Annotated in this window: 16 protein-coding genes; 9 read left to right on the top strand and 7 right to left on the bottom strand. The window is 65.2% G+C overall.

The window, feature by feature from the left end:
* Positions 1-94: 94 nt before the first annotated feature.
* From yccS to ACB030_RS16665, 3 genes are all read right to left on the bottom strand, one after another.
* The gene (gene yccS / locus ACB030_RS16655; protein WP_371161314.1) at positions 95-2,230 is read right to left on the bottom strand and encodes a YccS family putative transporter; all 2,136 of its coding nucleotides are present in this window, start codon (positions 2,228-2,230) and stop codon (positions 95-97) included.
* A 1-nt stretch (position 2,231) separates the two neighbouring features.
* Positions 2,232-2,483 carry a hypothetical protein gene (locus ACB030_RS16660; RefSeq protein ID WP_234570201.1) on the bottom strand — a complete coding sequence of 84 codons (252 nt, stop codon included), beginning with the start codon at positions 2,481-2,483 and terminating at the stop codon, positions 2,232-2,234.
* An 80-nt stretch (positions 2,484-2,563) separates the two neighbouring features.
* On the bottom strand, positions 2,564-3,220 hold the full coding sequence (locus ACB030_RS16665) for a Bax inhibitor-1/YccA family protein (RefSeq protein WP_111874565.1): 657 nt from the start codon (positions 3,218-3,220) through the stop codon (positions 2,564-2,566).
* A 329-nt stretch (positions 3,221-3,549) separates the two neighbouring features.
* On the opposite strand from ACB030_RS16665, the gene ACB030_RS16670 reads away from it, so the two are divergent.
* Positions 3,550-3,801, top strand: a complete 252-nt coding sequence (locus tag ACB030_RS16670) for a DUF6719 family protein (protein WP_371161317.1) — start codon at positions 3,550-3,552, stop codon at positions 3,799-3,801.
* Positions 3,802-3,935: 134 nt separating this feature from the next.
* On the opposite strand, the gene prpF is transcribed toward ACB030_RS16670, so the two are convergent.
* From prpF to prpB, 4 genes are all read right to left on the bottom strand, one after another.
* A complete protein-coding gene (gene prpF, locus ACB030_RS16675; RefSeq protein ID WP_371161319.1) occupies positions 3,936-5,123 on the bottom strand; it encodes a 2-methylaconitate cis-trans isomerase PrpF in 1,188 nt (395 codons plus the stop codon).
* Between the two features lie 123 nt (positions 5,124-5,246).
* Positions 5,247-7,877 carry a Fe/S-dependent 2-methylisocitrate dehydratase AcnD gene (gene acnD / locus ACB030_RS16680; RefSeq protein ID WP_371161321.1) on the bottom strand — a complete coding sequence of 877 codons (2,631 nt, stop codon included), beginning with the start codon at positions 7,875-7,877 and terminating at the stop codon, positions 5,247-5,249.
* Positions 7,877-9,034 (bottom strand): 2-methylcitrate synthase, encoded by a 1,158-nt coding sequence (prpC, locus tag ACB030_RS16685; protein WP_371161323.1) that lies wholly within the window; start codon positions 9,032-9,034, stop codon positions 7,877-7,879. The genes acnD and prpC overlap by 1 nt, the downstream gene beginning before the upstream one ends.
* A 64-nt stretch (positions 9,035-9,098) precedes the next feature.
* Positions 9,099-9,998: a methylisocitrate lyase gene (gene prpB, locus ACB030_RS16690; RefSeq protein WP_371161325.1), complete on the bottom strand. Its 900-nt coding sequence runs from the start codon at positions 9,996-9,998 to the stop codon at positions 9,099-9,101.
* A 368-nt stretch (positions 9,999-10,366) separates the two neighbouring features.
* Between prpB and ACB030_RS16695 the strand changes: the two genes are divergently transcribed.
* The 8 genes from ACB030_RS16695 to ACB030_RS16730 all read left to right on the top strand — a co-directional run bounded on the left by ACB030_RS16695 (position 10,367) and on the right by ACB030_RS16730 (position 18,506).
* The gene (locus tag ACB030_RS16695; protein ID WP_371161327.1) at positions 10,367-11,347 is read left to right on the top strand and encodes a quinone oxidoreductase; all 981 of its coding nucleotides are present in this window, start codon (positions 10,367-10,369) and stop codon (positions 11,345-11,347) included.
* 73 nt (positions 11,348-11,420) lie between these two features.
* Positions 11,421-12,269, top strand: a complete 849-nt coding sequence (locus ACB030_RS16700) for a TauD/TfdA dioxygenase family protein (protein WP_371161329.1) — start codon at positions 11,421-11,423, stop codon at positions 12,267-12,269.
* A gap of 81 nt (positions 12,270-12,350) precedes the next feature.
* Positions 12,351-13,403, top strand: coding sequence for a 3-keto-5-aminohexanoate cleavage protein (locus tag ACB030_RS16705; RefSeq protein WP_371161331.1), 1,053 nt, complete (start codon positions 12,351-12,353; stop codon positions 13,401-13,403).
* Positions 13,404-13,593: 190 nt separating this feature from the next.
* Positions 13,594-14,916, top strand: coding sequence for an MFS transporter (locus ACB030_RS16710; RefSeq protein ID WP_371161333.1), 1,323 nt, complete (start codon positions 13,594-13,596; stop codon positions 14,914-14,916).
* Positions 14,913-15,893 (top strand): DsbA family protein, encoded by a 981-nt coding sequence (locus ACB030_RS16715; RefSeq protein ID WP_371161334.1) that lies wholly within the window; start codon positions 14,913-14,915, stop codon positions 15,891-15,893. The genes ACB030_RS16710 and ACB030_RS16715 overlap by 4 nt, the downstream gene beginning before the upstream one ends.
* Positions 15,881-16,900 (top strand): YeiH family protein, encoded by a 1,020-nt coding sequence (locus tag ACB030_RS16720; RefSeq protein ID WP_371161336.1) that lies wholly within the window; start codon positions 15,881-15,883, stop codon positions 16,898-16,900. Before ACB030_RS16715 ends, ACB030_RS16720 begins: the two co-directional genes overlap by 13 nt.
* A gap of 183 nt (positions 16,901-17,083) precedes the next feature.
* A complete protein-coding gene (locus tag ACB030_RS16725) occupies positions 17,084-17,779 on the top strand; it encodes a CoA transferase subunit A (RefSeq protein ID WP_371161338.1) in 696 nt (231 codons plus the stop codon).
* Between the two features lie 97 nt (positions 17,780-17,876).
* The gene (locus ACB030_RS16730) at positions 17,877-18,506 is read left to right on the top strand and encodes a CoA transferase subunit B (RefSeq protein WP_371161340.1); all 630 of its coding nucleotides are present in this window, start codon (positions 17,877-17,879) and stop codon (positions 18,504-18,506) included.
* Positions 18,507-18,648 lie beyond the last annotated feature (142 nt).

The following is an 18,648-nucleotide window of genomic DNA, read 5'->3' on the forward strand; positions in this document are numbered from 1 at the left end:
TTCGGCGAGCAACCGGCTCAGGCGCACAATTCACCGGGCAGGGTCGTCGCCCCGCCCGGTGAGCGCTCGCTGTACTGGTGCCTTTCTTCGCCCGTCAGGCGTTGCCTTGCCGGGTGAGTAGATGGCCGTCGTTGGCCAGCATCAGCAACTCGTCCGCCAACTGGCTGATGAGATTGAGCTGCTGGGTCAGCATCAGCTGCTCCTCGCTGCTGTCCGGGGCGATGGCCGGGCATGATCCCTCGAGCCGGGCCGGCATCTCCCCCGCCAGATGGCCGGCGGCCCGCTCCAGGGTATGGCTGATGTGGCGGCTGATCTCGTCAAGGCCCTCGATGGGCTCCAGCCTGTCACGATGGGCCCCCAGCGCCGAGATGTAGGAGAGCAGGGCGTGGTTGCGCCAGGTGAGGGTGAAGCAGAGATCGAGGAAGCGGCGGCGCTTGCTCGGCTCCACCAGCATGCTCTGCCAGGCCATGGCCAGCTCGCTGTCGGCGAGGTGAGCACACTTGCGGGCCACCCGGTAGTCGAGGGACTCGTCGCGCTGGCGGTGCAGGCTGGCGAGTACCGCCGACAGGTAGCGGGCGTTGGCGGAGAGGGAGTTGGCAATCAGGGTCGGCAGCCGCTTGTATTGCCAGTCCGGCCAGAGCCAGGCCACCAGGGCATAGGAGAGCAGGCAGCCGAGCAGGGTATCGAGCAGGCGCGGCCCCAGGATGGCGAAGCCGATGCCATCCAGCAGGTTGAACGCCATCAGCACGTAGAGGGTGATGAAGCAGACGGCGGCGCTGTAGTTGCTGCGCACCTGGGTGAAGAACAGGAAGGCGGCCAGCCCCATGATCCCCAGTTGCAGGTGCAGCTCGGGGAAGAGCCAGAGCACGGGCACGCCTATCAAGATGCCGGCGAAGGTGCCGAGCATCCGCTGCACCAGGCGGCGCCGGGTGGCGCTGTAGCTCGGCTGGCAGACGAACAGCACCGTCAGCAGTATCCAGTAGCCCTTGTCCAGACTGAACGCCTGCAGTATGCCGTAACCCACCACCAGCCCCAGCGACAGTCGCAGGGCGTGGCGAAACACCATGGAGTCCGGGGTCAGGTGCTGCTTGAGCAGGGTCAGCAGGGGCAGGGCGACCGGCCGCGCCAGAGGCGGCAGGCTGGCGGGCGGTGCGGCGGGGTTTTGCAGCTCCTCGGCGCTCGCCAGCAGCTCGTTGATGCTGGCGAGGTTGCGGCGCAGGAACTTCATCGGCGTCAGCAGGGTCTTGGGATAGTGCTGCTTGAGATGGGTGAACTCCAGCTGGTCGCCAAGGGCCTCCAGGGTCCAGTGGATGCGCTTGTGATGGGCATAGGGCTTGTGCACCAGGATGGCGTAACCGAGCCGCTGGCACGCCTCCGAGAGCTGCAGGAACACCTCCTGGAAGCCGTCGAGGACGATGCCCTGCTTGAGCTCCGCTTCCAGCTTGCTGTAGGGGTAGTGACTGGAGGTGGCCCGCTCCTGGATCTCCAGCGCCAGCAGGTAGAGCCGCAGCAGGCCGGCCAGCTCGGGCGCCGCCTGATGGCGGGTACTGAGGCGGGCATTGAGCGCCGTCTTGGTCAGATTCAGGGCATTGACCAGGTTGATGTTGAGCTGGGCCAGGTTGTGGCGAATGGCCTGGGCGCCGTGCTCGTTGGCCGGGAAGAAGCGGGACTTTTCCAGCAGGTAGCGGCCGAGGGCGAAATAGCTCTGGGCGAGCTGCTCGTGCAGTGTCTTGTAGGGCAGCAGCCAGAGCCAGACCAGCGACACCAGGCCGTACCAGAGGGCGCCGGCACCGAGCGCCAGCGGCTGGTAGAAGAGATCCGGCGCCTTGGCGGCCCCCAGCATGGTGTAGATGGCGATGAGCAGGGAGCCGAAGCTGATGGTGGCGTAACGTTGCCCGAGCGCCCCCACCATCACGAAGATGAAGGTGGAACCCGCGAGCCCCAGGGCAAACAGCCAGGGGGTGGGGAAGAGGTACTGCACGCACAGGGAGGCAAACAGGAAACAGACCAGCGTCATGGCGAGGTTCTTGACCCGGCCCCACAGGCTGTCATCTGTCTCGGCGATGGCCCCCGCCACTACCCCGAGGGAGAGCAGCACGGTGAGCTGGATGTCACCGGTGGCCAGGGCGAAGGCGAGCAGCCCCAGGATGGCCAGCAGCACCTTGAGGGCGAAGTAGATATGGCTGTCGGTCAGCAGACGGCGCAATAAACCAGAGAAATCCATGGGCATGCTAGGCACCACCCTTGAGCGAAATGAAATGGATATGGCTGTCGGTCAACAGGCGGCGCAGCAAACTGGAGAAGTCCATGGGCATGCCAGGCACCACCCTTGTGTGAAATGAAATGGATGTGGTGTCGGTCAGCAGACGGTGCAGCAAACTGGAGAAGTCCATGGGCATGGGATAGACGCAACCCTTGAGCGAAACGAAAGCGACAGCATAACTCGTCGGCAACGAAGTGGCCCTGATTTGGATCAGGGCCACTTTGCTTCATATCCTTGATTTGCAACTTATCCTGACAGAAACAGGTGCCAATAAAAACCCCGCCGAAGCGGGGTTTTTCATCAGTTGCGGTTGCCGCCAAGCAGGCTCAGCAGACTCAGGAAGATGTTGTAGATGGAGACATACAGGGTCACGGTGGCGGAGATGTAGTTGGTCTCGCCGCCGCGCACTATCTGCTGGGTGGTCAGCAGGATGGCGCCGGAGGAGAACAGCATGAACATGGCGGACAGGGCCAGGCTCAGGGCGCTCATCTGCAGGAAGATGTTGGCGACCATGGCCACCAGCAGCACCCAGAAACCGACGAACAGCATGCCGCCGATGAAGGAGAGGTCACGCTTGGTGGTCAGGGCGTAGGCCGACAGACCGAAGAAGGTGAGCGCGGTGCCGCCAAGGGCCGTCATCACTATCTCGCCGCCACCGTTGTTCATGTACATGTTGATGATGGGACCCAGGCTGTAACCCATCAGGCCGGTCAGGGCGAAGGTGAACACCAGCCCCATGCCGTTGTCACGGTTCTTCTCGGTCAGGAACATCAGACCGTAGACTCCGACCAGGAAGATGGCCCAGTGCAGGGGCGGCATGTTCATGACGGTGGCAACCCCGGCAACCACGGCAGAGAAGCCAAGAGTGAGGGAGAGCAGCATATAGGTATTGCGCAGCACCTTGTTGGTGTCGCGCACGGCACCCTGGGTGCCAGTGTAGATAGAACGGGTATCCATCTTGATGTCCTCTTGATTTCCGGGGTGAGGCGGCAGATTCCGCTTCGTTAACGCATTGTATGCACTGAATGTGTGGATGACGAGCGCTGATTTCAAGCGCCCCCCCAACTGTGTCGGCTCCTACTATTCCAGAGCAAAGATGTATTGCGCATGAACAAGCACCCTCAACCAGGCTGAGGCCCTGTGATTGTGCCGATCCTTGCTGTGTCTGGAATCGTCACAGCACTGCCCTGGATGGCTGTCGGCCCTGGGGGATGGCTGGCACACTGCCAGTGTGCACGGGAGCTGTGTGCCCGTGTGCATAAGCGGATCACGACAGGGAGTGGCCTATGGCTGTCAGATGGAAGAGCGTGCTGTTGTCAGGGGGCTTGCTGCTGGGCCTGGTGTCGGGGTGCGCCCATTTAGCGCCGACCCCCATCACCAATCTGAGCCAGGATCCCGCGCCGGGCAAGCTCCCTTATGGGAAGGTTGCCTATGTGGACGACGGCAAATGCCCGGCTGGCCAGGTGAAGCGGTTGATCGGTGGCGATGGGAAGAAGAGCATACCGCGCCATGTGGAGTGCGTGGCGCGCCCGCAATAACGGGTGGATAAGCAGGGGAGTAGCCTTGCCTGCGAGCAGGGTGGAGTAGCCCCCAATACGAAGGTCACCACAAAAAGGCCCGGGCAACTGCCCGGGCCTCTTTCATGTTGGTGGTGTGCAGGCTTGTTGCGGGGCTAGAAGGTATCCCCCGGCACCCGCACCCAGCCCTCCATCAGGATGCGGGCGGAGCGCGACATCACCGCCTTGGTCACCGTCCACTCGCCATCCACCTGTCGCGCCTCTGCCCCCACTCGCAAGGTGCCTGATGGGTGGCCGAAGCGTACCGCCTCGCGCTCGCCGCCACCGGCCGCCAGGTTCACCAGGGTGCCGGGGATGGCCGCAGCGGTGCCGATGGCCACGGCGCAGGTGCCCATCATGGCGTGGTGCAGCTTGCCCATGGAGAGGGCCCGCACCAGCAGATCGATCTCGTTCGCCTGCACTTGCTTGCCGCTGGAGGTGAAGTGGTCTTGCGGCGATGCGATGAAGGCGACTTTCGGGGTGTGCTGGCGGGTCGCCGCCTCGGCGGGCGTCTTGATAAGCCCCATGCGCAGGGCGCCGGCAACCCGGATGGCCTCGAAGCGGGCCAGGGCCTCGGGGTCGCCGTTGATCTGCTCGCGTAGCTCAGTGCCTTCATAACCAATCTCTTCGGCGTTGACGAAGACGGTGGGGATGCCGGCGCTGATCAGGGTGGCCTTGATGTTGCCAAGGCCGGGCACCTCGAGATCGTCGATGAGGTTGCCGGTGGGGAAGAGGGCACCGCCCTCCTCCCCATCGTCGGACGGGTCGAGAAACTCCAGCACGATTTCGGCGGCGGGGAAGCTGACCCCGTCCAGCTCGAAGTCACCGGTCTCCTGCACCTGACCGTTGGTCACCGGCACCTGGGCGATGATGGTCTTGCCGATATTGGCCTGCCAGATCCGCACCTCACAGGTGCCGTTGTCCGGGATGCGGGACGGATCCACCAGTCCGGCGTGAATGGCGAAGGCGCCGGCGGCGGTGGAGAGGTTGCCGCAGTTGCCGCTCCAGTCCACGAAGGGCTTGTCGATGGCGACCTGGCCGTAGAGGTAGTCCACGTCGTGACCCGGCTGCTGGCTCTTGGCGAGGATCACGCACTTGCTGGTGGAGGAGGTGGCGCCCCCCATGCCGTCCATGTGGGCCGAGTAGGGGTCAGGGCTGCCGATGACGCGCAGGAAGAGTGCATCCCGAGCCGGTCCGGGTTGCTGGCAGCGTTCGGGCAGATCAGATAAGCGAAAGAAAACCCCCTTGCTGGTGCCGCCGCGCATATAGGTGGCCGGGATTTTCACTTGAGGTTCGTAGGCCATAGAAATCGTCCTGATTTGGATTGATGGCTTGCGGGAGTGGGCGCGAGACCCCCCTCCCGGCCTCCCCCTTGAAAAAGGGGAGGCGTATCAGCCCCTCCCTTGTCAAAGGGGAGGGGTTGGGGCTTAGCTTGCCGCCTGTTGCGCCGTCGACGCCAGGAAGTCCTGGGCGAAGCGTTGCAGCACGCCGCCCGCCTCGTAGACCGAGACCTCCTCGGCGGTGTCGAGGCGGCAGGTCATGGGCACCTCGAGCGTCTCGCCGTTGCGCCTGTGGATCACCAGCACGAGATCGGCGCGCGGCTGGCGCTCCCCCACCACATCGTAGGTCTCGGTGCCGTCCAGCCCAAGAGTGAGGCGGCTGGTGCCCGGCTTGAACTCCAGCGGCAGCACCCCCATGCCAATGAGGTTGGTGCGGTGAATGCGCTCGAAGCCTTCCGCTGCTATCACCTCCACCCCGGCGAGCCGCACCCCCTTGGCTGCCCAGTCGCGGGACGAGCCCTGACCGTAATCGGCGCCCGCCACGATGATCAGCGGCTGCTTGCGGGCCATGTAGGTTTCGATGGCTTCCCACATCCGCATGACCCGGCCCTCCGGCTCGACCCGGGCCAAGGAGCCCTTCTTCACCGCGCCGTTCACCACAGCCATCTCGTTGACCAACTGGGGGTTGGCGAAGGTGGCGCGCTGGGCAGTCAGGTGATCGCCACGGTGGGTGGCGTAGGAGTTGAAGTCCTCCTCCGGCAGGCCCATCTTCGCCAGGTATTCCCCGGCCGCGCTGCTGCGCATGATGGCGTTGGAGGGGGAGAGGTGATCCGTGGTGATGTTGTCCGGCAACAGCGCCAGCGGTCTCATCCCCTTGAGGGTACGCTCACCCGCCAGCGCCCCTTCCCCCTCTTTTTGCCAATACGGTGGGCGACGGATATAGGTGCTCTGCGGACGCCAGTCGTACAGGGGCGCCACCTTGGGGCCACTCTCTTCCTCTATGGTGAACATGGGGATATAGACTTGGCGGAACTGCTCCGGCTTCACCGAGGCCCTGACCACGGCATCGATCTCGTCATCTGACGGCCAGATGTCTTTCAGGCGAATTTCCTTACCGTCCACCACTCCCAGCACATCCTTCTCGATGTCAAAACGCATGGTGCCCGCGATGGCGTAGGCCACCACCAGGGGCGGCGAGGCGAGGAAGGCCTGCTTGGCATAGGGGTGGATGCGGCCGTCGAAGTTGCGGTTGCCCGAGAGCACTGCGGTGGCGTAGAGATCGCGGTCGATGATCTCCTGCTGGATGGCCGGATCCAGCGCGCCGGACATGCCGTTGCAGGTGGTGCAGGCGAAGGCCACTATGCCGAATCCGAGCCGCTCCAGCTCGCTGTCTAGCCCCGCTTCTTTCAGGTAAAGCGCGACTGTCTTGGAGCCCGGTGCCAGGGAGGATTTGACCCAGGGCTTGCGGGCAAGCCCGAGCCGATTGGCGTTGCGCGCCAAGAGGCCGGCGGCAATCACGTTGCGCGGGTTGCTGGTGTTGGTGCAACTGGTGATGGCGGCGATGATCACGGCCCCATCCGGCAGCAGGCCGTCGGCCTCCTGGGTGCGGACCTTGTCCAGATCCACGGCGATGCCGCGCGCGGCGAGATCGGCCACCGGCAGGCGGCGGTGGGGGTTGGAGGGGCCCGCCAGGGTGCGCACCACTGTCGACAAGTCGAAGTGCAGCACCCGCTCGTACTGGGCGCTCGCCAGAGCGTCGGCCCAGAGACCCGCCTCCTTGGCATAGGTCTCCACTAGCCTGACCTGGTCGCCGTCCCGGCCGGTGAGGCGCAGGTAGTCGAGGGTCTGCTGGTCGATGAAGAACATGGCCGCGGTGGCGCCGTACTCAGGCGCCATGTTGGAGATGGTGGCGCGATCGCCGAGGGTGAGGGCGGCGGCGCCCTCGCCACGAAACTCCAGGTAGGCGCCGACCACCTTCTGCTGGCGCAGGAACTCGGTGAGCGACAGCACCAGATCGGTGGCTGTGATGCCGGGCTGCGGCTTGCCGGAGAGTTCGACGCCGACGATCTCTGGCAGCCGCATCCAGGAGGCGCGCCCCAGCATCACGTTCTCGGCCTCTAACCCACCGACCCCGACGGCTATGACGCCGAGGGCATCCACGTGGGGGGTGTGGCTGTCGGTGCCGACGCAGGTATCCGGGTAGGCCAGGCCGCGATCGGCGTGGATGACAGGGGACATCTTCTCCAGGTTGATCTGGTGCATGATGCCGTTGCCCGGCGGGATCACCTCTATGTTCTTGAACGCCTGCTTGGTCCAGTTGATGAAATGGAAGCGATCCTCGTTGCGGCGATCCTCGATGGCGCGGTTCTTGGCAAAGGCGTCCGGGTCGAAGCCACCGCACTCCACGGCCAGGGAGTGGTCGACGATCAGCTGCACCGGCACCACAGGGTTGACCTGGGCGGGATCCCCCCCCTGATCGGCGATGGCATCGCGCAGGCCGGCGAGGTCCACCAGGGCGGTCTGGCCCAGGATGTCGTGGCACACCACGCGCGCCGGGAACCAGGGGAAGTCGCGATCGCGCTTGTTATGGACGATCTGGCCGAGGCACTCGGTGAGGATGGCCGGATCGCACCGGCGCACCAGATTCTCGGCGTGCACGCGGGCGGTGTAGGAGAGCCTGTCCCAGACGCCGGGGGCGATGGCGTTCACCGCCTCCCGGGCGTCGAAGTAGTCAAGCTGTGTGCCGGGCAGGGGCTTGCGATATTGAGTGTTTACCATCACTTGCGCTCCTTGAGCGGCACGAAGGTCAGATCTTCCGGGCCGACATAATTGGCGCTCGGGCGGATGATCTTGCCGTCGATGCGCTGCTCGATGACGTGAGCGGACCAGCCGGAGGTGCGGGCGATGACGAACAGCGGGGTGAACATGGCGGTGGGCACTCCCATCATGTGGTAGCTGACGGCGCTGAACCAGTCGAGGTTCGGGAACATCTTCTTGGCCTCCCACATGGTGGACTCCAGTCGCTCGGCGATGTCGAACATCTTGGTGTTGTGCTGCTCCAGACTGAGCGCGCGGGCCACCTCTTTAATCACCTTGTTGCGGGGATCGGAGACGGTGTAGACCGGGTGGCCGAAACCGATGACCACTTCCTTCTTCTCGATGCGGGCACGGATGTCGGCCTCGGCCTCGTCCGGATTGTCGTAACGCTTCTGGATCTCGAAGGCTACCTCGTTGGCGCCGCCGTGCTTGGGCCCGCGCAGGGCACCGATGGCGCCGGTGATGCAGGAGAACATGTCGGAGCCGGTGCCGGCGATGACGCGGCCGGTGAAGGTGGAGGCGTTGAACTCGTGCTCGGCATAGAGGATGAGGGAGGTGTGCATGGCGCGCACCCAGGAGTCACGGGGCTTCTCACCGTGCAGCAGGTGCAGGAAGTGGCCGCCGATGGAGTCGTCGTCGGTCTCCACATGGATGCGCTTGCCGTTGTGACTGAAGTGGTACCAGTAGAGCAGCACTGAGCCTAAGCAGGCCATCAGCTTGTCGGCGATGTCCCGGGCACCCGGGTGATTGTGATCGTCCTTCTCCGGCGACAGACACCCCAGCACCGAGACGGCGGTGCGCATCACATCCATGGGGTGGGCGGAGGGGGGCAACTGCTCCAGGGCTGTCCTGACCCCGGTGGGCAGGCCGCGCAGGGCCTTGAGCTTGGCCTTGTAGGCGGCGAGCTCGGCCACATTGGGCAGATGGCCGTGCACCAGCAGGTGGGCTATCTCTTCAAACTCGCAGCTGGTGGCCACATCCAGGATGTCATAGCCACGGTAGTGCAGATCGTTGCCGGAGAGGCCCACGGTGCACAGGGCGGTGTTGCCGGCGGCGGTGCCGGAGAGGGCGACGGATTTCTTCGGCTTGAAGCCGGTGGTTTCGGGCAGGGCGCTCATCACATGTTTCCTCATTCAGTCCGTTGAAGCGCCGGCCGCCAGCATGAGACGGCCGGTCGGCGTGTTATTCCTTGGTAGACAGGTCCTGGGTGAACAGCCTGTCCAGGGTCTGCTCGTAGTGGTGGTAGCCGAGGAAGTCGTAGAGGGACTCCCGGGTCTGCATGGTGTCGACCACGGCGCGCTGGTGGCCGTCGCGGCGAAGCTGCTGATAGACGTTGAGGGCGGCCTGGTTGGCGGCGCGGGCGGCGCTCAGGGGGTAGAGCACCATGTCGACGCCGTGGGCCGCGAGGGCTTCCTTGTCAAACAGCTCCGTCTTGCCGAACTCGGTCATGTTGGCGAGGATCGGCACCCCTGCCGCCTGCTTGAAGCTGTCGTACTGGCCCAGCTCGGTGACCGCCTCGGCGAAGATCATGTCGGCGCCGGCGGCCACATAGGCGGCTGCGCGCTCCAGGGCCGAGCCCAGCCCCTCCACCGCCAGGGCGTCGGTGCGGGCCATGATGACGAAGCTCTCGTCCTGGCGGGCATCCACCGCCGCCTTGATCCTGTCCACCATCTCGGCGATGGAGACCACCGCCTTGTTCGGCCTGTGGCCGCAGCGTTTCTGGGCCACCTGATCCTCCATATGCACGGCGGCGACCCCGCCACGCTCGAAGGCGCGGATGGTGCGGGCGATGTTGAAGGCGCCGCCCCAGCCGGTGTCTATGTCCACCAGGAGCGGCACCTGAGTCGCGGCCGTGATGCGTTCGGCATCGATGAGCACGTCGTTCATGGAGGTCATGCCGAGATCCGGCAGGCCGAAGGAGGCGTTCGCCACCCCGGCGCCGGAGAGGTAGAGGGCCTTGAAGCCGCTGCGCTCGGCCATCAGCGCCATGTAGGCGTTGATGGTGCCGACGATCTGCAGGGGTTTCTCATTGGCCAGCGCGGTGCGAAAACGCGTCCCGGCCGAGAGGGACAAGTTAGACATAGTGACTCCTTTCATGCTGCTCATGTTTTGCTGTGAATAGAAGCATCTCACACTACGTTGACGTTAACGTCAATTATGCTTAAGTCCAAGGCCCGTCACTGAGCGGGCACAGGCGGCTGCTTCCTGAATAATTCCTTTTAATTCAACTAAATACCTTCACGTTCCAACACCTGCTCGGCCATGTCACCTCGCCGTCATGGGGGAACAGGGCCGATTCTGTCGTCTTCCACGAGGGGGGGCAACGGATTCGAAGGGGGGTGTCATGAGATGAAAAGTGGCTGTCGCCCGATGCAAAGCGGCCATTCACCCAACCCCCTAGATTCAATCCGGACGATGCATTTCATTCACGAACGGATTGGAGAACAGAGATGGCCAACGCCATACGCTTTTATGAAACCGGGGGCCCGGACGTGCTGCGCTACGAAGAGGTGGCGGTGGGCGAGCCCGGTCCCGGCCAGGTGCGCCTGCGCCATGCCGCGGTCGGCCTCAACTATGCCGACACCTATTTTCGCAACGGCACCTACCCCATCCCCATGCCCAATGGCCTCGGTGTCGAGGCAGCCGGGGTGGTGGAGGCGGTGGGCGAGGGGGTCGGCAACGTGGCGGTGGGCGATCGCGTCACCTACACCGGCTTTATCAACACCCTCGGCGCTTACTCTACCGAGCGTTTGATCCCGGCCGCCCCCCTCATCAGGCTGCCGGACAGCATCAGCTGCGAGACCGCCGCCGCCATGACCATGCGGGGTCTCACCTCTGCCTACCTGATGCGCCGCATCCACGCCTTCAAGCCCGGTGACAGCATCTTGCTGCACGCGGCTGCGGGTGGGGTCGGCCTCATCGTCGCCCAGTGGGCCAAGCTGCTGGGGCTGACGGTGATAGGCACCGTCTCGAGCGACGCCAAGGCCGAGCTGGCCCGCGCCCACGGCTGCGATTTCACCATCGACTACAGCCGTGAAGATGTGGCCACCCGGGTGCGCGCCCTGACCGGCGGCGCCGGGGTCGACGTGGTGTTTGACAGCGTCGGCAAGAGCACCTTCATGGGTTCGCTCGATTCTCTTAAACGCCGCGGCCTCATGGTCTGCGTCGGCACCGCCTCCGGCCCCATCGAGGGTTTCAACCCGCAGCTGCTGGCCATGAAGGGCTCCCTCTACCTGACCCGTCCGGCTTTGGCCGACTACATCGCCGATCCCGCCGAGAAGGAAGTGCTGGCCGGCGAGCTGTTCGATCACGTGGCCAGCGGCCGGATCAAGATAGAGATCAACCAGCGTTACGAACTGCAGGATGCGGCGCAGGCCCACCGGGATCTGGAGGCGCGCCAGACCACGGGCTCCTCCGTCTTCATCATCTAGGCCAAGGATCCCAGGCCAGCCCGAACTGGAGGGCGGCGCCTGTAGCACTGACTTGTCATTCAGGGAGAGAGACATGCGTGTAGAACAACTGACCTGCCACATCGGCGCCGAACTGAGCGGCGTCAACCTGGCGGACGCCGTTCACGATGAGGGGCTGTTCGCCGAGATCCGTGCCCTCCTGCTCAGGCACAGGGTGCTGTTCTTGCGCCGGCAGGAGATAAGCCGCGCCGATCACCTGGCCTTCGCCCGCCGCTTCGGCGAGCTGGAGGATCACCCGGTGGCGGGCAGCGATCCGGACAACCCCGGCCTGGTGCGCATCTACAAGTCCCCGGAGCTACCCAACGATCGCTACGAGAACGCCTGGCACACCGACGCCACCTGGCGCGCCCAACCACCCATGGGGTGCGTGCTGCGCTGCGTGGAGTGTCCGCCCGTGGGGGGCGACACCCTCTGGGCCAACATGGTGGTGGCCTACGAGCAGCTGCCGGGGGAGATCAAGGAGAAGATCGCCGGCCTGCGTGCCCGTCACAGCATAGAGGCGAGCTTCGGGGCTGCCATGCCCATAGAGAAGCGGCTCGCCTTGAAGACGCAGTTCCCGGATGCGGAGCACCCCGTGGTGCGCACCCACCCGGAGACCGACGAGAAGATCCTCTTCGTCAACGCCTTCGCCACCCACTTCACCAACTACCACACCCCGGCCCATGTGCGCGTCGGCCAGGACTACAGCATGGGGGGCAGCGATCTGCTGCGCTACCTCATCAGCCAGGCCTATATCCCCGAGTATCAGGTGCGCTGGCGCTGGCAGCCGGGCAGCATCGCCATCTGGGACAACCGCAGCACCCAGCACTATGCCGCCATGGACTACCCCCCCAGCCATCGCAAGATGGAGCGGGCCGGGATCATGGGGGATACCCCCTTCTGATCAAGCCCCGGGCCCCGGGCCCGGAGGATGTCACCACCCCAGGCGCTTCATGGAAGGCCACCCAATTTAAGGAATGAACAGATGCAATTTTTTGACGATTCCCTGCACCCGGAAAACATGGAAAAGGTGGTCATCACCGTGGCCCCCTATGGCCCTGAGTGGGCCCCTGGCGACTTCCCGGAAGACATCCCGGTGACCATGGAGGAGCAAGTCCAGAAGGCGGTCGACTGTTTTGATGCTGGCGCCACCGTGCTGCACCTGCACGTGCGCGAGCTGGACGGCACCGGCTCCAAGCGGCTGTCCAAGTTCAACGAGCTGATCGCCGGGGTCCGCAAGGCGGTGCCCGACATGATCATCCAGGTGGGGGGCTCCATCTCCTTCGCGCCGGAAGGGGAGGGCGAGGCGGCCAAGTGGCTCTCCGACGACACCCGCCACATGCTGGCGGAGCTGACCCCGAAACCGGATCAGGTCACGGTCGCCATCAACACCACCCAGATGAACATCATGGAGCTGCTCTATCCGGAGTACCTGGCAGGCACCTCCCTGGCGAACCCCGCCTACCAGGCGGCCTACAGCGAGATGACGGTGCCGGCCGGCCCGGCCTGGGTGGCCGAGCACTTGAAGCGCCTGATGGCGAGCGGCATCCAGCCTCACTTCCAGCTGACCGGCATGCACGCCCTGGAGACCCTGGAGCGGCTGGTGCGCAAAGGGGTCTACATGGGCCCGCTGAACCTCACCTGGATCGGCATCGGCGGCGGTTTTGATGGCCCCAACCCGTTCAACTTCATGAACTTCGTCCACCGTGCGCCGGACGGAGCCTGCGTCACCGCCGAGTCGCTGCTCAAAAACGTGCTGCCCTTCAACATGATGGCCATGGCCATGGGGCTGCATCCCCGCTGCGGCATAGAGGACACCATCATAGGCCAGCACGGCCAGCGCATGAGCTCGGTGGAGCAGATCCGCCAGTGCGTGCGGGTCGCCCACGAGCTGGGCCGCGAGGTGGCGAGCGGCAAGGAGGCGCGCGCCATCTACCGCATCGGCGTGCAGTACGACAGCGTGGAGGAGACGCTGCTGGCCAACGGCATGGCGCCGAACCGGACCCTGGGCCAGAAAGGGGTGCCACAGCGGTCCTGAGCCAGATGGGTCGCCGTAACGCTGGCGGGGCGGCGACCCCCCGACTCTGTTTGCCAAACGGCCTTGCGCCTTGCACTATGCAGCACGCAGGGTAATTGAGTGATGAGTCAATATTGTCTGGTCGGTGGCCTCTGCCGCCGGTCCGTTGACCGAAAAACCGAACCCAATTTGCAGTAGCACGAGGGATTGTATGGCTACGTATCATATCGATGACGACCCAGAGGCCGGCAAGGTTGCCGTGCCCCGTCGTTATGCCTGGATAGTGTTTGCGCTGACCTTCGGTCTGCTCATCTCCGATTACATGTCGCGCCAGGTGCTCAACGCCGTCTTCCCCATGCTCAAGGGGGAGTGGGCGCTCTCCGACACCCAACTGGGGCTGCTCAGCGGCATAGTGGCGCTGATGGTCGGGTTGCTGACCTTTCCCCTCTCCCTGCTCGCCGACAGGTTCGGCCGGGTCAAGAGCCTGGCCATGATGGCCGCGCTCTGGAGCCTGGCGACCCTGGGCTGCGCCCTGGCCCAGGACTATGAGCAGATGTTCATCGCCCGCTTCCTGGTGGGGGTGGGGGAAGCCGCCTACGGCAGCGTCGGCATCGCCGTGGTGGTCTCTGTGTTCCCGCGGGAGATGCGGGCCACCCTCTCCGGCGCCTTCATCTCCGGCGGCATGTTCGGCTCTGTGCTCGGCATGGCCACCGGGGGCGTGCTGGCGCACTTCCTCGGCTGGCGCTGGGCCTTCGCCGGCATGGCCCTGTTCGGCCTGGTGCTGGCGGCCATCTATCCCCTCATCGTCAAGGAGGCGCGGATCTCCCAGGCCAGCCGGGCGGCGCGGGGAAGCACAGAGGCGGGCCGCAATCCCCTGCGCAGCCTCTATTCCAGCCGCTCGGTGATCTCGGCCTATGTGGGCAGCGGCCTGCAGCTGTTCGTCGGCGGCACCGTCATCGTCTGGATGCCGAGCTATTTCAACCGCTACTACGGGCTGGACACGGACAAGGCGGGGCTCATGGCCGCCATCATAGTGCTGTGCAGCGGCGCCGGCATGATCCTCTGCGGCATGCTGAGCGATCGGCTGTGCCGCAACCGGCCGGATCGCAAGATAAGCCTCGCCATCGCCTATTGCCTCGGGAGCTGTCTGCTGCTCTCCCTGGCGTTTGCCCTGCCGGCCGGGTTGCCCCAGCTGCTGCTGATCGGTCTGGGGATGTTCATCGCCACCGGCACCTCGGGCCCCGCCGGTGCCATGGTGGCCAACCTCACCCACGCCAGCGTGCACGGCACGGCCTTTGCCACCCTGACCCTTGCCAACAACCTGCTTGGCCTCGCGCCCGGTCCTTTCATCACCGGCAAGGTCTCCGACCACATCGGCCTGGACAACGCCTTCCAGCTGGTGCCCCTCATCAGCATCGCGGCGGCCGCCGTCTTCTTCTACGGCAAGCGCCACTACCACAAGGACGTGGCCAGGCTCGACGGTGACGTCCGCCAGATCATCACGGGCCCCCAGGGCAGCGAGGTGGGGGCATGAGGCTCAGCATCGAGGTCTATATGGATTTCATCTGCCCCTGGTGCCTCATCGGCAAACGCCAGCTGGCGCAGGCCCTGACCCAACTGCGGGCAGAGCGGCCCGAGGTGCGGGTCGATGTGCACTGGCGCGGGGTGCAACTGCTGCCCGCGCTGCCGGTGCAGGGGGAGGATTTTCACGACTTCTACCTGCGGCGCCTTGGCAGCGAACAGGCCATGGGCCTGCGTCAGGCCCAGGTGCGACAGGCGGCGGCCAGCGTCGGCGTTGCGCTGGACTTTGGCCATATCCCCCGCATGCCGAACACGGCCGATGCCCACCGCCTGTGGCAACGGGCCTGCCAGCTGGGATCGCCGGCGCAGCTGGACGCGTTGCTGGAGTGGCTGTTTGCCTGCCACTTCCTGCACGGCGGGGATCTGGGGGATGGCGCTACCTTGCTGGGGCTGGCCGAGGCGGCGGGCTTTGGGTCCGCCGATCTGGTGAGCAGCCTGCAGGGGGACGGGACTCCCTTCCACTGCGATCTGCCCGGGGCGGCCCAGCAGGGGGTGCCCAGCTTCGTGATGGGGGAGGGGCTGACTCTTAGCGGGGCCCAGCCGGTGGCGAAGCTGCTGGCCAGCCTGCGCCAGGCGCTGGATGCGGCGGCCGGGGCGTCGGCGCGAGTCTTGGTGCCTGCCGAGCGGGTGCCTGAACCGGGCAAGCGGATCCTCATCGAAGCCCGGGGCAAGAGCCTGGTGCTGTTCAATGTCGATGGCCGCTTCCACGCCATCGACGACAGCTGCCCCCACCAGGGGGCTTCCCTGTGTGGCGGTCGGCTGGAGGGGGAGCTGATCCAGTGCCTGGCCCACGGCCTGCGCTTCAACCTGACGACGGGGCTGCTGCTGAACTCGACCCGGCTCAGGGTCGGCCGCTACCCGGTCGAGCGGGAGGGAGAGGGGCTCTCCATCCTCATCGCCCCCCGGGAGGTCAGCCCATGCTCACCCTGACCATGACGGATCGCTATCAGCGGGTGCGGACCCTGGCCCCCGGCATGGCGGTCAGCATCACGGTGGCGGCGGCCGCCACCTTCCTCTCCGAGCACTACGGCGCCCCCGTGCTGTTGTTCGCCCTGCTGCTCGGCATGGGGCTCAACTTCCTCTCCGCCGAGGGGACCTGCAAGGCGGGCATCGAATTCACCGCGCGCAGCGTGCTGCGGATCGGGGTCGCCCTGCTCGGCATGCGCATCACCCTGGGCCAGATCGCCGAGCTGGGCTGGATGCCGGTGCTGCTGGTGGTCACCCTGGTGGTGGTCACCATCAGTCTCTCCGTGGTGGCGGCCAGGCTGATGGGATTCCAGCGGCTGTTCGGCATGCTGACCGGGGGGGCGACCGCCATCTGCGGCGCCTCCGCCGCCCTGGCCCTGGCCGCCTCCTTGCCCAATCACCCCCAGAAGGAGCGCGCCACCCTGTTTACCGTGATCGGGGTCTCCGTGCTCTCGACCCTGGCGATGATCCTCTACCCCATGATCGCCCGCTTCTTCGAGCTGACGCCGGTGGAGGCGGGGGTCTTCCTCGGCGCCACCATTCACGACGTCGCCCAGGTGGTGGGGGCCGGCTACAGCATGTCCACCGAGACCGGGGACGTGGCCACCGTGGTCAAGCTGATGCGGGTCGCCATGCTGCTGCCGGTGATCCTGGTGGCCGCCATGATCACCCGCAGGCAGGGGGCGGATGGCCCCTTGGGCAAGCGTCCGCCCCTGCTGCCCCTGTTTGCCGTCGGCTTCCTGGTGCTGGCCTGCATCAACAGCACAGGCTGGGTGCCCGTCCCGTTGCAGGAGGGGGTCAACGGCCTGTCACGCTGGTGCCTGGTCATCGCCATCGCCGCCATCGGCATGAAGACCCAGCTCAAGGAGCTGGCGGCGGTCGGCATCAAGCCCATCCTGCTGATGGTGGGGGAGACCGCCTTCCTGGTCGCCCTGGTGCTGACCCTGATGCATTGGGGCATCAAGCCTTAGAAAGGCCGCGTTCGTCCGAATACGCGACCCTATTCGAACCTACAAACTCAATTGGCTGCGTAGGTTCGATTAGCCGCGTAGCGGCGTAATCGGACGATCACGATACGAGATCAATCAAAAAAACCGCAATAAACAAAAGTGCCCCCGTGGCCAACGGACTAGCCAGAGAGCAGAGAGGTAGTTATGAACAAGGTTTATCCCAGCGCCCAGGCCGCCCTGAGCGGCCTGGTGCAGGACGACATCACCATCGCCTCGGGGGGCTTCGGCCTGTGCGGCATCCCCGAGCAGCTCATCGAGGCGCTGAAGGGGAGCGGCAAGGGGGGCTTCACCATCATCAGCAACAACTGCGGGGTAGATGAGTTCGGGTTGGGGCCGCTGCTCCACAGCCGCCAGATAAAGAAGATGATCTCCTCCTACGTGGGGGGCAACAAGGAGTTCGAGCGCCAGTACCTCGCGGGGGAACTCATGCTTGAGTTCACCCCCCAGGGGACGCTCGCGGAGAAGCTGAGAGCAGGCGGCGCCGGCATCCCGGCCTTCTTCACCCGCACCGGCTACGGGACGCTCATCGCCGAGGGCAAGGAGACTCGCCAGTTCGACGGCGAGTGGTATGTGATGGAGCACGCCCTGACGGCGGACCTGGCCCTCATCAAGGGGGCCAGGGCCGACAAGGCGGGCAACCTGATGTTCAACAAGACGGCGCGCAACTTCAACCCGCTCTGTGCCAAGGCGGGGCGGGTCTGCGTCGCCGAGGTGGAGGAGATAGTCGAGGTGGGGGAGCTGGCCCCCGACGACATTCACCTGCCCGGCATCTATGTGCAGCGGCTGGTCCTGAGCCCCAACCCCGAGAAACGCATCGAAGTGCGAACAGTGAGGAGCTGACGATGGCCTGGACCCGTGAAGAGATGGCGCCGTGTTGCGCACAAGTGCTGCCGGCAGCGTTCGTTTTACAGCATTGCGCACTGAGGAGCAGATAGCGATGGCCTGGACCCGTGAAGAGATGGCGCAGCGCGCCGCACAGGAGCTGCAGGACGGCTTCTACGTCAACCTGGGGATCGGCCTGCCGACCCTGGTGGCCAACTATATCCCGGATGGCATGGAGGTGTGGCTGCAAAGCGAGAACGGCCTGCTTGGCATAGGCCCCTTCCCGAGTGAAGAGGCGCTCGATCCCGATCTCATCAACGCCGGCAAGCAGACCATCACCACATTGCCCGGCAGCAGCTTCTTCGACAGCGCAGAGAGTTTTGCCATGATCCGCGGCGGCCACATCAACCTGGCCCTGCTCGGGGCCATGCAGGTCTCCGAGCGCGGGGATCTCGCGAACTGGATGATCCCGGGCAAGCTGGTCAAGGGCATGGGGGGCGCCATGGATCTGGTGGCCGGGGTCAAGCGGGTGGTGGTGCTGATGGAGCACTGCGCCAAGGGAGGCGAGCACAAGATACTGGAGTGGTGCTCCCTGCCGCTGACCGGGGTCGGGGTGGTGGATCGCATCATCAGCGATCTCGCCGTGCTGGATGTGATCCCCGGGGGCCTTCGCCTGGTGGAGCTGGCCCCCGGCATCGAGTTCGCGCAGTTGCAGGCCGCTACCGGCTGCGCCATAACGCGCTGATCATCTGGCTTTCGGCGGGGAGGGGGCCTGGGCCTCTCCCCGCCGTTTTTATGTCTGACACCCCGCTTCCCCTTCGCCGAAACGCTTCCCCCACGCATGCAGCCCATCCCGCCAGACAGGTGAACAGGCCCGGATCCGGGGT

Source organism: Aeromonas sp. S16(2024) (assembly GCF_041403065.1).
In the GTDB taxonomy this organism is placed as follows: Bacteria; Pseudomonadota; Gammaproteobacteria; order Enterobacterales; family Aeromonadaceae; genus Aeromonas.